Consider the following 13637-nt stretch of genomic DNA (forward strand, 5'->3'; position numbering starts at 1 on the left):
CGGGGTGCGTGCCCCGGGCTTCACCATTTCACTTTGCGGGAAATTCAGCCATACGCCATCAAAATTGCGTTAGGGCTATATCCAATGCTTGTGCCCCGTCGGGGCCGCGCCCGCTAGTTACCCTATTTCATGCTCCGTTTAGCTATTCAAAAGTCCGGCCGTCTGAGCGAGGACTCCCTTGCCCTTATCCGCGAGTGCGGCATCAATTTCCTGAGCACGTCCTACAAGCTCAAAACGGAAGCCACCAATTTTCCGCTCGAAATTCTGTTTCTGCGCGACGATGACATCCCCGGCTACGTGAAGGACGGCGTAGCCGACCTCGGCATTGTGGGCCAGAACGTGCTGGTGGAAGCCGGCTACCCCAACCTCGAAGTCGAAACCTTGGGTTTCAGTAAGTGCCGGCTGAGCCTGGCCGTGCCCCGCGCTGATGCCTATCCGTCGATTGAGGCGCTGCAGGGCAAGAATATCGCCACCTCATACCCCAATATCCTCGGCCGCTACCTGGCCGAGCAAGGGGTTCAAGCCAACCTGCATACCATCAGCGGCTCGGTCGAAATCGCGCCCAGCATCGGCCTGGCTGAGGCCATCTGCGACATCGTGAGCAGCGGCTCCACCTTGCTGGGCAATGGCCTGCGTGAAGTCGAAACCGTCTTCCGCTCCGAAGCCGTCCTCATTGCTCAGCCCAACCTCACGGCCGAGCAGCAGGACCTGCTGGAGCAGCTCCAGTTCCGCATGCAGGCCGTGCGGCGCGCCAAGCGCAGCAAGTACATTTTGCTCAATGCGCCCATCTCGTCCCTTGAGGAAGTGCGGCGGTTGCTGCCGGGCATCAAGTCGCCTACCGTCACGCCGCTGGCCGAGGCTGGGTGGGTGTCGGTGCAGTCGGTGGTGCAGGAGGACGAGTTCTGGCACATCACCAGCCAGCTCAAAGCCGTGGGTGCGGAGGGCATTCTCGTGCTGCCGATTGAAAAGATGATTGCCTAGCCCGGTTCGCCATGCAGCTCTATTCCTATCCCGACCCCAGCACCTGGCCCGCGCTCCAGGAGCGTCCGGCTGCCGCCGAAGCGCCTCAGGTAGCCGCCCGCGTCCGGGCTATTTTCGAGCAGGTACGCGCCGGTGGCGATGCCGCACTGCTAACCTTAGCTGCCGAATTAGACAAAGCCCAGCTAAGCAATTTGCTGGTTTCCGAAGCCGAGTTTGCTGCCGCAGTTGCTCAGGTGCCGGCCGATTTGCAAACGGCCATCCGCCAGGCCAAAACTAACATTGAAGCCTTTCACGCTGCCCAGCGCGAGCCCGAATTGCGGGTAGAAACTATGCCGGGCGTGGTGTGCTCACGCCGGGCGGTACCGGTGCAGCGCGTGGGTTTATATGTGCCCGGCGGCTCGGCTCCATTGTTTAGCACGCTGCTGATGTTGGGTGTGCCAGCCCGGCTGGCCGGCTGCCCCGAGGTGGTGGTGTGCACGCCGCCGCAGGCCGACGGCTCGGTGAGCCCGGTTATCCTATTTGTGGCGCAGCTGCTGGGCATTGATAAAGTAGTGAAAGCTGGCGGGGCGCAAGCCGTGGCGTCGCTGTCCTTGGGTTCTGCCACCGTGCCCGCCGTGGATAAAATCTTTGGCCCCGGCAACCGCTACGTAACTGCCGCCAAGCAATTGGCCGCCGCCGAATTCGGGGTTGCCATCGATATGCCTGCCGGCCCTTCGGAAGTGTTAATCATTGCCGATGCCAGCGCCAACCCTGCTTTTGTTGCCGCCGATTTACTGTCGCAGGCCGAGCATGGCCCCGATTCGCAAGTGGTGGTGCTCAGCGATTCCAGCGTGGTGCTGGAGCAGGTGCAGGCCGAAGTGGCCCGCCAGCTAAGCCTGCTGCCCCGGCGCGACGTGGCCGCTCAGGCCCTTGAAAGCAGCCGCGCCATTCTGTTGCCGGATGCTAACAGCATGCTGGAGTTCTCCAACCAGTACGCGCCCGAACACCTTATCCTGGCTACCGACAACGCTGATGCGCTGGCCGCCCTAGTCACCAATGCGGGCTCCGTTTTCCTAGGCCATCTCACGCCCGAAGCGGTGGGGGACTACGCTTCCGGCACCAACCACACGCTGCCGACCAGCGGCTACGCCCGCCAGTACAGCGGCGTGTCGCTCGATTCGTTCGTCAAAAAAATCACCTTCCAGCGGCTGTCGGCCCAGGGCTTGCAGGCCATCGGCCCGGTGGTAGAAACCATGGCCGAAGCCGAAGGTTTGGCCGCGCACGCCCGGGCCGTAACCCTGCGACTGGATGTGCTGAATGCTAATGCTTCCCCAACAGAAGCTTCAGCGTCTACAAACCCCTATGCCGGCCTCATCCGCCCCAGCGTGGAGCGGATGCAGCCATATTCCTCGGCCCGCGACGAGTTTGAGGGCATGGCCCCGGTCATGCTTGATGCCAACGAAAACAGCCTGGGTTCTGTGGGCCCGGACGATTTTAGCCGCTACCCCGACCCGCACCAGCGCGCCATCAAGGCCGATTTAGCTCGCCTCAAAGACGTGCAGCCAAACCAGATTTTCCTCGGCAACGGCTCCGACGAAGCTATCGACCTGCTCGTGCGTCTCACCTGCTCGCCGGGCCAGGACAGCATCGTCATCTGCCCGCCCACCTACGGCATGTACGAAGTGGCCGCCAACCTCAACGACGTGCGCGTAGAGCGCCTGCCGCTGACTGCCAATTTTCAGCTCCCCGCCGATACCGCTGAAAAACTAGCCGCTTCCAATGCCAAGCTGGTTTTCCTGTGTTCGCCGAACAACCCCACCGGCAATCTGCTGGCTCAGGAAGCCCTTGAAACTATTCTGCGCAGCTTCCGTGGCCTGGTCGTTGTCGACGAAGCTTACGCTGATTTTGCCGATGCCCCCAGCTGGATTACGCGCCTGGCCGAATTCCCGCGGCTGGTGGTCATGCAGACTTTTTCCAAAGCCTGGGGCTTGGCCGGTTTGAGACTGGGCGTGGCGTATGCGTCGGCACAGCTCATTGCCTATCTCGATAAAATCAAGGCCCCGTACAATATCTCTGCTGCCACCCAGCAGCATGCGCTAGCTGCGCTGGCGGCCGCGCCGCGCCTGCCCGAAATGCGGGCGGAATTGTTGGAAGGTCGTCGTTGGCTTGTTGAGCAGTTGAAGCAAGTAGCCATGGTGGAGCATATTTTTCCCTCCGATGCCAACTTTCTGTTGGTGCGCTTTAACGCCGATGCTACCGCCGTGTACGACCAGCTTCGTCGCAGGGGTATCGTGGTGCGTAACCGCACGACTCAGCCCGGCTGCGCCGGCTGCCTTCGTCTTACGGTAGGAACTGCGGCCGAAAACCGGCAGCTTGTGCAGGCGCTGGCTGAAATCGGGGCAGAAACACAAGCTTCAGTTGCCGCGTCCCACATCTAATAAATTACCGGGCTAGTCCCGGCTTTCTCGCACTTCGTTATTTCTATTGAGTTGAAAAAGGCCCTTTTCATCGACCGCGACGGCACCATTCTCGTAGAGCCGCAGCCCAGCCAGCAAATAGATGGCCTCACGCCTGACAAGTTTCAGTTTTTGCCCGGGGCCATCAGCGCGCTGGCACGCATTGCCCGCGATTTACCCGAGTACGAGCTGGTGCTCGTCACCAACCAGGATGGGCTGGGCACGGCGAGCTTCCCGGAGGAAACTTTCTGGCCGGCTCATCAGCTGATGCGCGATATACTTGCCAACGAAGGCGTGCATTTCGCTGCTGAGCACGTTGACCGGAGCTTTCCACACGAAGGCCTGCCCACCCGCAAGCCCGGCACGGGCCTGCTCGGTCAGTACCTCGACCCTGCAAACGAATATGACCTGCCCAACTCTTATGTTATCGGCGACCGGCTCACCGACGTTCAGCTCGCAGAGAATCTCGGTAGCCAAGCCATTCTGATAGGAGAGGAGCCCGACTCCCGCGCCGCCCTCACCACCACGAGTTGGGATGCCATTTACCGTTTCCTGCGTTACCCGGCCCGCGTGGCCGTTATCGAGCGCAACACCAACGAAACCCAGATTGCTATCCGCTTAAATCTGGATGGCACTGGCCAGACTCATATTCACACCGGCCTGGGCTTTTTCGACCACATGCTGGAACAGTTGGGCCGCCACAGTGGTGTTGATTTGCACATAAGTGTAAAAGGGGATTTGCATATCGATGAGCACCACACGGTGGAGGACACAGCCCTCGCTTTGGGTACTGCCTTCTCCCAGGCCCTGGGCGACAAGCGAGGTCTTGCCCGTTACGGCTTTCTCCTGCCAATGGATGAAGCCCTTGCGCAGGCAGCCATCGACTTCTCCGGGCGGCCTTGGCTGGTATGGGATGCCGAATTCAAGCGTGAGCGGGTAGGGGACTTACCCACGGAGTTGTTCTTCCATTTCTTCAAGTCCTTTACCGACAATGCGCGAGCAACCCTCAACATTTCCTGCCGGGGCGACAACGAGCACCATAAAATCGAAGCCATTTTCAAGGCTGTGGCCAAGGCTATCAAGATGGCGCTGCAACGCGATGAATCGGCGGCTATACCCAGCACCAAGGGCATTTTATAGCAAGATATTATTTGGTTTATGTGTAATACCCAAATGAATAATGTGTATTATTCATTTGGGTTAATAAGATTGGCGATGGAGATTGCAGTAGTAGATTACAAAGGAGGCAATGTGCAGTCTGTGCTTTTTGCCCTTGAAAGACTGGGCGCACAAGCTACCCTGACTGCCGACCCTGAAGTATTGCAACGCGCCGATAAGGTGCTTTTCCCAGGGGAAGGCGAAGCCTCATCGGCTATGCAGGCACTCCGAGAGTCCGGTCTTGACCTCATTTTGCCCACCCTAACCCAGCCGTTCCTGGGCATCTGCCTGGGGATGCAGCTGCTCGGCACACATAGCGAAGAGAACGATACTGCCATGCTCGGCCTGCTACCGTTCAAGGTGCAGCGTTTCGCCCCCGATGCTACTCACAAAGTCCCGCACATGGGTTGGAATAACCTCCAGGCATTACAAGGGCCATTGTTGAAGGGCCTCACTGAGGCCGACCATGTCTACTTCGTACACAGCTATTATGCGCCCGTGGGTTCTTATACCATCGCGCAAGCTGCTCACCCCGGCCCATTCAGTGCGGCCGTGCAACACAAAAACTTCTACGGCGTGCAGTTCCACACTGAGAAAAGTGGGCCGGTGGGCACCCGCATTCTTGCCAATTTCCTCGCGCTTTAGTCAGCGCCATACATCACGAAATCTGACACCCAGTGGAAATCATTCCAGCTATCGACCTTATCAACGGCCAATGCGTGCGGCTGAGCGCCGGCGACTTTGCCCGGCAAACTACTTATAACGCCGACCCCGTCGCCGTGGCTCAGCGTTTTGCCGATGCGGGTTTGCGTCGCCTGCATCTGGTTGACCTCGACGGAGCCCGCGCTGGCCACCCGGTCAATCTTGCCGTGCTGGAGGCCATTGCCCGCCAGACCAATCTCGATATTGATGCGGGTGGTGGTATTCAAACCGAAGCAGCGCTGACCCAGGTTTTGGCTGCGGGCGCGGCCCACGCCACGGCCGGCAGCCTGGCCGTACGCGAGCCCGCCACCGTGCAGGCCTGGCTGGCGCAGTACGGTGCTGATACTATTTTCCTGGGTGCTGATTATAAGGACCAGCACATTGTCATCAATGCCTGGGCCGACCAGAGTGATTTGACGCTGACCGGTTTTATCACCGAATACCTGGCTGCCGGCGCTAACACGTTTATTTGCACCGATGTAAGCAAGGACGGGCTCCTGCAAGGACCTTCGCTGCCCGCTTACCGTTTGCTGGTGCAGCAGTTCCCCACGGCACGTTTTATTGCCAGCGGTGGGGTCACCACCATCACCGACCTGGAGCAGCTGGCCGAGGCCGGCATGCACGGGGCCATCATTGGCAAGGCGCTGTATGAGGGCACCATTGCCTTGGCTGATTTGCAACGGTTTCTGTAATAAACTTTATCCGCTAGGTTTTCTCTAAACGGTATTCATTGTGGTTAAGAAAAGACTTATTCCCTGCTTGGACGTGCGCGACGGCCGCACCGTCAAGGGCATTCAATTTGAGGGCCTGCGCGATGCCGGCGACCCGGTGGCCCTGGCCGCCCGGTATGCCCTTGAGGGGGCCGACGAATTGGTGTTTCTTGATATCACGGCTACCAATCAACGGCGCCAGCCCCTTACAGAACTTGTGCGCGACGTAGCCCGCGTATTGGACATCCCCTTCACCGTAGGCGGTGGCATCAGCACCGTAGCCGATGTGGAGGCCCTGCTGCTGAGTGGCGCCGACAAAGTGTCCATTAATTCGGCTGCCCTCGCGCGTCCCGCTTTCATCTCGGATTTGGCCCGTCGTTTTGGCTCCCAGTGCGTCGTCGTAGCCGTCGATGCCCGCCTGATGGAAGGAGAGTGGCAGGTAATGACCCGGGCTGGCACTACGCCCACCGGCCGGCAGGCGGTCGATTGGTGTCGTGAGGCCGCCGATTTAGGCGCTGGCGAACTCCTGCTCACCTCTATGAGCCATGATGGTACCAAGGCTGGTTTTGCCCTGGAGCTAACCCGGGCGGTTGCTGACGCGGTATCTGTGCCCGTTATTGCCTCGGGTGGTGCCGGTCAGCCGTCGGACTTTACGGCCGTATTTGAAGCTGGTGGAGCCGATGCAGCTTTGGCAGCCAGTATTTTCCATTTCAACGAAACTGCTTTGCCTGCGCTTAAACAGTATTTGCATACCGCCGGTATTGCCGTCCGCCTGTAAGGCTGGGTTTCCTTATTTTACATAACTAATATGTCTTCTGTTTCCATTTCGATGCCCTCCGGTGCCCTTCGGTTTGATGAGTCTACCGGTCTGGCCCCGGCAATTATTCAGGATGCTGATACCGGCCAGGTTCTGATGCTCGGTTATGTTAACGCGGAAGCATGGGCTAAAACGTTGCAGGAAGGAAGAGTTACTTTCTTTTCAAGGTCGAAGAACCGGCTTTGGACCAAGGGTGAGTCAAGCGGCAATTTCTTAACCGTCGTGAGTACCCACATTGATTGCGACGCTGATACCGTTCTTATTCGGGTGTTGCCGGCCGGTCCAACCTGTCATCGAGGCACCGTAAGTTGTTTCGTTCAAGCCGATGAACTGGTTGCACCAGCCGCTCCCATAGGCTTCTTAGCCAGCCTTGAGCGTCTGATTGCCGAACGGCACCGCTTCCCAGAACGCGCTCCGACTTCTTACACCGTATCCCTTTTCAACAAGGGGATTGCCAAAATTGCTCAGAAAGTAGGCGAGGAGGCTGTGGAAACGGTGATAGATGCTGTTTCGGGCAGTCGTGACACCTTGCCCGGCGAAGTTGCCGATTTGTTATATCACCTGCTTGTTCTCGTAGAAGCTTCTGGGGTTACCATGGCGCAGGTTATTGATGTTCTTCAAGAGCGTCACCGTTTGCCTAATACACGGCATCTTTCTGAGCTTTGATATTTTGCCTCACGATACCTACTGACCACTACAAATACCACCTTCTGGCTTTGTAGTGGTCGGCAAGTATCGTGGGGTTGTAAGTCACCCTTTTATTTGCCGGCGAATTTTCTCGAGTACGGCAATGGCTAATATTATGTCTTCCTCTTCAATGATTGAAAGTTCTGTGTTAACTCCAGGGCCTTGAATTTGAATTTGGTAGGAGGCTTTTGTACTCAACGATTGAGGTGCAGTTACCAAAGGTTTGGGTTGATTACTTATCCCTAGGTCGTTGTCTACATTTTGTAGCGCAATAATAGGCTGGTTAACTCTTCCGGGAGTTTCACTTTTGGGTTCGTCAGAAGACATTATTGGATTTGGTGTGAATCCAAACAAGCTGGCAATTGCATCAGAATCCCTGTTTTGCGTAGCACTAGCTGCAGCTTTGGGTTGAATTACATTGTTTACTGCCGGCGAGGCAAGGTTGGCCTGATAGTCAGGAAATGCCTCTTCGTGGGATGTATTTTCTTCTCCTTTGTCTCCTTCAAGTATCTCGTTTGATAATCTTGCAGGTTTTGAAGCTTGTGATGGCTCATCTTCTGGCTGAAATATGCTTACTCTAGGTGCTGGACTAGCCAACTGTTGCCTAGGAGGTTGTTTTGAGGCAAATGCATCTATGTCAGCTATGGTATTGTGTTCATCCATCAGGCCGACCATTCTGCAACCATCCACGAATGCTTTTGCTACGCCTTGTGCGTTGATTTCCTCTACTCCGAATTCCCTTATCAGCATTACATCCAGCATCTGAACGGGCAGTTCTCGTGACCGGAATTTGCGGCAAATTTGGGTAAAGAGGGGTGGAGTCAGAAATGCCTCTCGGTGGAAAGCTAACTCCTCTTGTTTGTCGTAGGCGTGCTTAATTCTCTTGAATAGTGTGGTTGTCGTTAATAGCTCACGCTTGCTTGTTATGAGTCCAAACTTAACTGCAGAACCAATAATGGCTTTAAAGGACCCACTGACTTTTCTATTAAGTTTTCTTGCGGCAGTTTCTATTGTGCATTTGCCGCCCGTGTCATCTGTTATCTCAGCAAGTTCCCAGGCTCCGGTGTAGCTTGTGCGTGGGTAGTCTATAAGTTTCGGCATTGGTTAAAAGCAGGGAGGTTTTCCAGAGAAATTAAAAAGTTTAAAAAAGTAAAAAATATAAAATATTTATGTACTTTTATAGACTTTGATGTTGTACTTGTTAATTTGTTGCATACTCAAAGGTATATACTAGTGTACTTACGTGTGATTCGCAATTGATGTTTTAGCAGCTTTTTTGAGAATCTTAAGAAACTTATGACTCCAAGATTCTGAGAAACTTTATTACTTCAAATTATTACGCATTAAATATGATTGCAAAAATGGAGAATCAAATGAGATTAGACTTATATACTATTATACTGTCCAAAAGGGCAGGGCTAGTTATTAAAGCAATAAAAAGTATATAAAATTTTCCGATTTTGTGCTTTTTTATATCTTGTCACAAACATTCCTGCGACACCATGGCTACCGAATGCATTATTGCGCTATAAACCCAACTTACAGGGCCGATATACTCCAATAGGGATAGCCAGAAAAGTAAACTGGCATTACCAAGGCATCTCGAATACCGATGGAACGGTCTAGTCATTATAGGGAGTTTATAAGTGGAACATATTCATTGTATGCCGGCCAGCGCAAGGGACACATCATTTTAGAGCTGCATATTCACCCCAAACAAATCGGCTTATAAATGTGGTGTCAGGCATTTAATATACTTGTCAATTGTGCCCATAATACATATTGCTCACACCAATTCGCCGCTACACAGCACTCAGTTATTATATGATTAATGTGTCTTATAATTTATATTATGTTAAGTAAACAATCCGAAACTCTTGCTTCAACCTTTCTCTCAATAAAAAAGGCCCACCAATTGGCGGGCCTTTTACTCAATCTATAATCTTGCTCCCCTACTTCTTCAGACTCTGCAGCTTTGCATTGAGTCTTTCAGAATCAGCAGTACGACCGAGACGGAAGTAAACTTTCTGCAGCGAAGTCAGCGTGTTGCGGTCATCAGGTTGCAACTGAAGCGCTTTCTCGAAATAGGGAACCGAGGCTTCAAAATACTTTTTACCTTCTGCTTCAAACTTTTTGCCCGAGGCTTGATACGTTTTCAAGTCCATTTTACTGGCCTTAGTGTACGCATCAGCAGCCTTGTTGTAATTATAAACACCAAGGTTAAACTGGGCGTCGAAGTTGTTAGGGTCAAGTTCTACGGCTTTCTTGTAGTCCGCTAATGCCAAATCAGTCTTTTTCTGCTGGTCGTACATCGAACCACGTACCGCGTAGAGATTCGAGTTACCGGGGTCAGCAATGATGGACTTATTGATTTTAGCAAGTGCATCTTCGCCCTTACCACTGGCAAGCGACATGTTCAAATCCTCCAGCATAAAAGCCTTATTGGTAGGATAAGCGACCAGGGCCTGCTGAAGTACTTTGGCAGCTTCCGCGTTGTCATTCTGCTGCTTGGCCATTTGGAGCAGGCGCGAATACAAAGTCACCGACTTGTAATTCATGCCCAAAAGCTGGTTATAACTAGCTTTAGCACCGGCATAATCCTGCTTGGCTTCCGAGGCATAAGCCGAATAAAGCACCGCCGTGGTATCCTGGGGCTTAATCTTGGAGGCTAGCTTGTAGCTCTCGATGGCTTTGTCATACTCCTTGGCATTGTAGCTATTCACGGCGTCATTGAACGCACGACCGTAAAGCCCGTCCATTCTAGCAACTGCCTGCTTACCGAACTCCCCATCTTTGGTATCGAGCTCAATGGTCTTGTTATACGACTCGTAAGCCTTCTGAACCCCTTCACCCGGTTGCAGCTGCTTGGCGTAGATGGGGCTTTCCAGCATGCCTTGGTAAATTTCCCCACGGGTGTACCAGGTTTTGGCTTTGCCCATGGTTTTCTCATTTACAATGGCTTTGTCAATGTCCGTGCGGGCTTTGTCCAACAAGCCAGAGCGCTGGTTCAGAATGGCGTTGGTGACGGCTGAAGTTTGGGCGCTAACCACCGAGGGCAACGCACCGGCCAGGGAAACGGCGACGGCAATCGTCAAAAATGTCTTCTTCATGAGTTCGGGAATGTGCCGGAATTCAAGCGCTGGCTGGAAATCAACCAGTTTGAAACCGGCGGGGAAAATGAAATAAGTGAGTTTGAAGGCAAAACCCGTATCCGGAAACGAGGACTTCCGCCCTTGGGTTCGTCAAAAATAAACGGGGCGACCCAAATGGACCGCCCCGCTCCTATTCAGCAATTATGCCAAGTCATCGGATTCCGATTCATCATCGGAATCATCCTCATCGTCGCTGTCTTCTTCCAACTCGTCGTCGGTTTCGTCAGTCTCATCAGCATCGTCGGCAACAACATCGTTATCAGCACCATTCATGCCGACGGCACTCAGCGCCCCACCTTCTTCAGTGGTAGCGAGCAGCGCTGCTTCAGTTTCTTCTTCTTTCTCTTCAGCGGCCACTTTGGCTACCGAAGAAATTTCATCGTTGCCGCTGATTTTTATCAATCGCACGCCTTGCGTAGCGCGGCCAATGGTACGCAAATCACTCATGCGCAGGCGGATGGTAATACCGGACTTGTTGATAATCATCAGGTCATCGGAATCATTAACATCTTTGATGGCCACTAGATTACCGGTTTTTTCAGTAATCTTCATAGCCCGGACGCCTTTGCCCCCGCGCTTCGTCACGCGGTATTCTTCGAGCTGGCTGCGTTTGCCAAAGCCATTTTCGCTCACCACCAGCAGCTCTTGCGTGGGGTCGGATACGCAGACCATGCCCACCACGCGGTTACCGGGCACATCTTCGAGGCGAATGCCCCGCACACCGGCGGCGGCACGGCCCATCGAGCGGGCCTCGCTCTCGTTGAAACGAACGGCGCGGCCCGTACGCGAAGCCAGGATGACCTCGGCATTCGGAGCAAGCAGTTGCACGTCGAGAATGCGGTCGCCTTCGTTGATGGTGATGGCATTGATGCCGGCCGTGCGCGGGCGGGAATACGCTTCGAGCGGGGTTTTCTTCACGGTGCCCTGCTCGGTGCAGAACATCAGGAAGGTGTTTTCCAGGTAGTCCGGGTCTTTCAGGCCGCGCACGTTGAGCACGGAGCGCACTTTGTCTTCGCGCGGAATCTCGATAAGGTTCTGCAGGGGCAGGCCCTTGGTGGCCTTCCCTCCTTCCGGCACCTCGTAAACTTTAAGCCAGAATACGCGGCCGAGCTCGGTGAAGAACAACAGGTACTCGTGGGTAGTGGCCACGAACAGGTGCTCCGTAAAGTCATCCTTCTTGGAAATGGCTCCACGTGAACCCGCACCACCGCGGCCCTGGGCCCGATACTCGTCGAGGTTAGTACGTTTGATGTAGCCTTCGCGGGAAATGGTGATGACCATCGCCTCGTCGGCAATCATGTCTTCGGTCGAGAAATCCCCCCCGATGTAGTTGATTTCCGTGCGACGGGCATCGCCATACCGCTCCCGGATGTCTTCAAGTTCGGTTTTGATGATGCCGCGTTGAAGCACTTCCGATTCGAGCACCGATTTCAGGTAGTCGATGAGCTTCATCAGCTCGTTGTACTCGGCCACAATTTTGTCGCGCTCCAAGCCGGTGAGGCGCTGCAAACGCATGTCCAGAATGGCGCGGGCCTGCACTTCGCTCAGCGCGAAACGCGAGATGAGCTGGCCACGAGCGACCTCGGGGTCACGCGAGCCGCGGATGAGGGCAATTACCTCGTCCAAATGGTCGAGGGCGATGAGCAAGCCTTCGAGGATGTGGGCGCGTTTCTGGGCTTCGGCCAGTTCGTAGCGCGTGCGGCGCACGATAACCTCGGCGCGGTGCTCGACGAAATACTGGATGAGCTGCTGCAGGTTCAGCGTCATCGGGCGTCCCTTGACCAGGCACACGTTGTTGACGCCGAAGGAGCTTTGCAGCTGGGTGTACTTGTAAAGGTTGTTGAGCACCACGCTGGGCATGGCGTCACGCTTGAGGTCGTAGACGATGCGCATGCCGTCGCGGTCCGACTCATCGCGCATGTCCGAAATGCCCTCAATCTTCTTGTCGTTGATGAGCGCGGCGGTCTTTTCAATCATCGACGCCTTGTTCACCATGTAGGGAATTTCGGTGACAACGATTTGCTCTTTGCCGGTTTTAGTAGTTTCGAACGTGGCTTTGGCACGCATAACCACGCGGCCACGGCCGGTTTCGAAAGCCTGCTTCACGCCCTCGTAGCCGTAAATAATGCCACCGGTGGGGAAATCGGGCGCGGTTACGTGCTGCATGAGCTCGGCCACCGTGATGTCGGGGTTGTCGAGATAGGCAATGATGCCGCTCACGACCTCCGTCATGTTGTGCGGGGCCATGTTGGTAGCCATACCCACGGCAATGCCCGACGTGCCGTTCACCAGCAGGTTAGGGAATTTGGCGGGCAGTACGCTGGGCTCTTCGAGCGAGTCGTCGAAGTTAGGCTGAAAGTCAACTGTGTCCTTGTCCAGGTCACCCAGCATTTCGTCGGCGATGCGCTTGAGGCGGGCCTCGGTGTAACGCATGGCAGCCGGCGAGTCACCATCGACGGAGCCGAAGTTACCCTGGCCGTCTACCAGCGGGTAGCGCAGGCTCCAGTCCTGGGCCATGCGCACCATGGTGTCGTACACCGAGGAGTCGCCGTGCGGGTGGTATTTACCCAGCACCTCGCCCACGATACGGGCAGATTTTTTGTAGGATTTGTTGTAGCCCACGCCCAGCTCGCTCATGCCGTAGAGCACGCGGCGGTGCACGGGCTTCAGGCCGTCGCGCACATCGGGCAGGGCCCGGGAGATGATAACCGACATCGAGTAATCGATGTAGGCGCCCCGCATCTCGTCTTCGATGTTAATCGGAATGATTTTTTCGCCTTCCGCCATTGAGGGGGTTGATAGGCGGCTTGAAAAAACCCAAATAAGGTGGTTTTCAGCCGCAGGGTGAATGGTTCTTTATATGCGTGCGAAGATACAATAAAAAGGCCGCAACGGCAAGCGCTGCGGCCTTTTTAGAGCATAAATCGAATGTATATAAAATGGTTGTAACCTCGCTACACAACCAGCAAAACCACTAAACCAGAACCTTCTCTCC

The 13637-nt window shown here is 54.8% G+C and carries 10 protein-coding genes; 7 read left to right on the top strand and 3 right to left on the bottom strand.

The genetic code is table 11. The features are described from left to right. Nucleotides 1-129: 129 nt before the first annotated feature. The 7 genes from hisG (at nt 130) to hisIE (ending at nt 7469) form a co-directional block, all read left to right on the top strand. Complete coding sequence (gene hisG / locus ACYVM5_RS17870) at nt 130-981, top strand: ATP phosphoribosyltransferase (RefSeq protein WP_460619454.1); 852 nt, start codon at nt 130-132, stop codon at nt 979-981. 11 nt (nt 982-992) lie between these two features. Then, nucleotides 993-3398, top strand: a complete 2406-nt coding sequence (hisD, locus tag ACYVM5_RS17875) for a histidinol dehydrogenase (protein WP_460619456.1) — start codon at nt 993-995, stop codon at nt 3396-3398. A 51-nt stretch (nt 3399-3449) separates the two neighbouring features. Next, nucleotides 3450-4556: a bifunctional histidinol-phosphatase/imidazoleglycerol-phosphate dehydratase HisB gene (hisB, locus tag ACYVM5_RS17880; RefSeq protein WP_460619457.1), complete on the top strand. Its 1107-nt coding sequence runs from the start codon at nt 3450-3452 to the stop codon at nt 4554-4556. A 75-nt stretch (nt 4557-4631) separates the two neighbouring features. Then, on the top strand, nt 4632-5219 hold the full coding sequence (gene hisH / locus ACYVM5_RS17885; RefSeq protein WP_460620198.1) for an imidazole glycerol phosphate synthase subunit HisH: 588 nt from the start codon (nt 4632-4634) through the stop codon (nt 5217-5219). Nucleotides 5220-5251: 32 nt separating this feature from the next. Then, the gene (hisA, locus tag ACYVM5_RS17890; protein WP_460619458.1) at nt 5252-5968 is read left to right on the top strand and encodes a 1-(5-phosphoribosyl)-5-[(5-phosphoribosylamino)methylideneamino]imidazole-4-carboxamide isomerase; all 717 of its coding nucleotides are present in this window, start codon (nt 5252-5254) and stop codon (nt 5966-5968) included. 40 nt (nt 5969-6008) lie between these two features. Beyond that, entirely contained in the window at nt 6009-6764 is a 756-nt protein-coding gene (gene hisF, locus ACYVM5_RS17895; protein ID WP_460619460.1) for an imidazole glycerol phosphate synthase subunit HisF, read from the top strand. A gap of 30 nt (nt 6765-6794) precedes the next feature. Continuing rightward, on the top strand, nt 6795-7469 hold the full coding sequence (gene hisIE, locus ACYVM5_RS17900) for a bifunctional phosphoribosyl-AMP cyclohydrolase/phosphoribosyl-ATP diphosphatase (RefSeq protein WP_460619461.1): 675 nt from the start codon (nt 6795-6797) through the stop codon (nt 7467-7469). An 84-nt stretch (nt 7470-7553) separates the two neighbouring features. Here the strand turns inward: hisIE and ACYVM5_RS17905 are convergent, their stop codons facing one another. The 3 genes from ACYVM5_RS17905 to gyrA form a co-directional block, all read right to left on the bottom strand. Beyond that, a complete protein-coding gene (locus ACYVM5_RS17905) occupies nt 7554-8591 on the bottom strand; it encodes a hypothetical protein (RefSeq protein WP_460619462.1) in 1038 nt (345 codons plus the stop codon). 851 nt (nt 8592-9442) lie between these two features. Next, a complete protein-coding gene (locus ACYVM5_RS17910) occupies nt 9443-10600 on the bottom strand; it encodes a tetratricopeptide repeat protein (RefSeq protein ID WP_460619463.1) in 1158 nt (385 codons plus the stop codon). Between the two features lie 183 nt (nt 10601-10783). Beyond that, the gene (gyrA, locus tag ACYVM5_RS17915) at nt 10784-13429 is read right to left on the bottom strand and encodes a DNA gyrase subunit A (RefSeq protein ID WP_460619464.1); all 2646 of its coding nucleotides are present in this window, start codon (nt 13427-13429) and stop codon (nt 10784-10786) included. Nucleotides 13430-13637 lie beyond the last annotated feature (208 nt).

The sequence above is a fragment of the Hymenobacter ruber genome (assembly GCF_054783255.1).

Excerpts from the sequence above, each read along its gene's own strand:
- ACYVM5_RS17910 (WP_460619463.1), bottom strand. The coding sequence starts at position 10,600 with ATGAAGAAGACATTTTTGACGATTGCCGTCGCCGTTTCCCTGGCCGGT.
- hisD (WP_460619456.1), top strand. The coding sequence starts at position 993 with ATGCAGCTCTATTCCTATCCCGACCCCAGCACCTGGCCCGCGCTCCAG.
- hisH (WP_460620198.1), top strand. The coding sequence starts at position 4,632 with ATGGAGATTGCAGTAGTAGATTACAAAGGAGGCAATGTGCAGTCTGTG.
- gyrA (WP_460619464.1), bottom strand. The coding sequence starts at position 13,429 with ATGGCGGAAGGCGAAAAAATCATTCCGATTAACATCGAAGACGAGATG.
- hisIE (WP_460619461.1), top strand. The coding sequence starts at position 6,795 with ATGTCTTCTGTTTCCATTTCGATGCCCTCCGGTGCCCTTCGGTTTGAT.
- ACYVM5_RS17905 (WP_460619462.1), bottom strand. The coding sequence starts at position 8,591 with ATGCCGAAACTTATAGACTACCCACGCACAAGCTACACCGGAGCCTGG.
- hisG (WP_460619454.1), top strand. The coding sequence starts at position 130 with ATGCTCCGTTTAGCTATTCAAAAGTCCGGCCGTCTGAGCGAGGACTCC.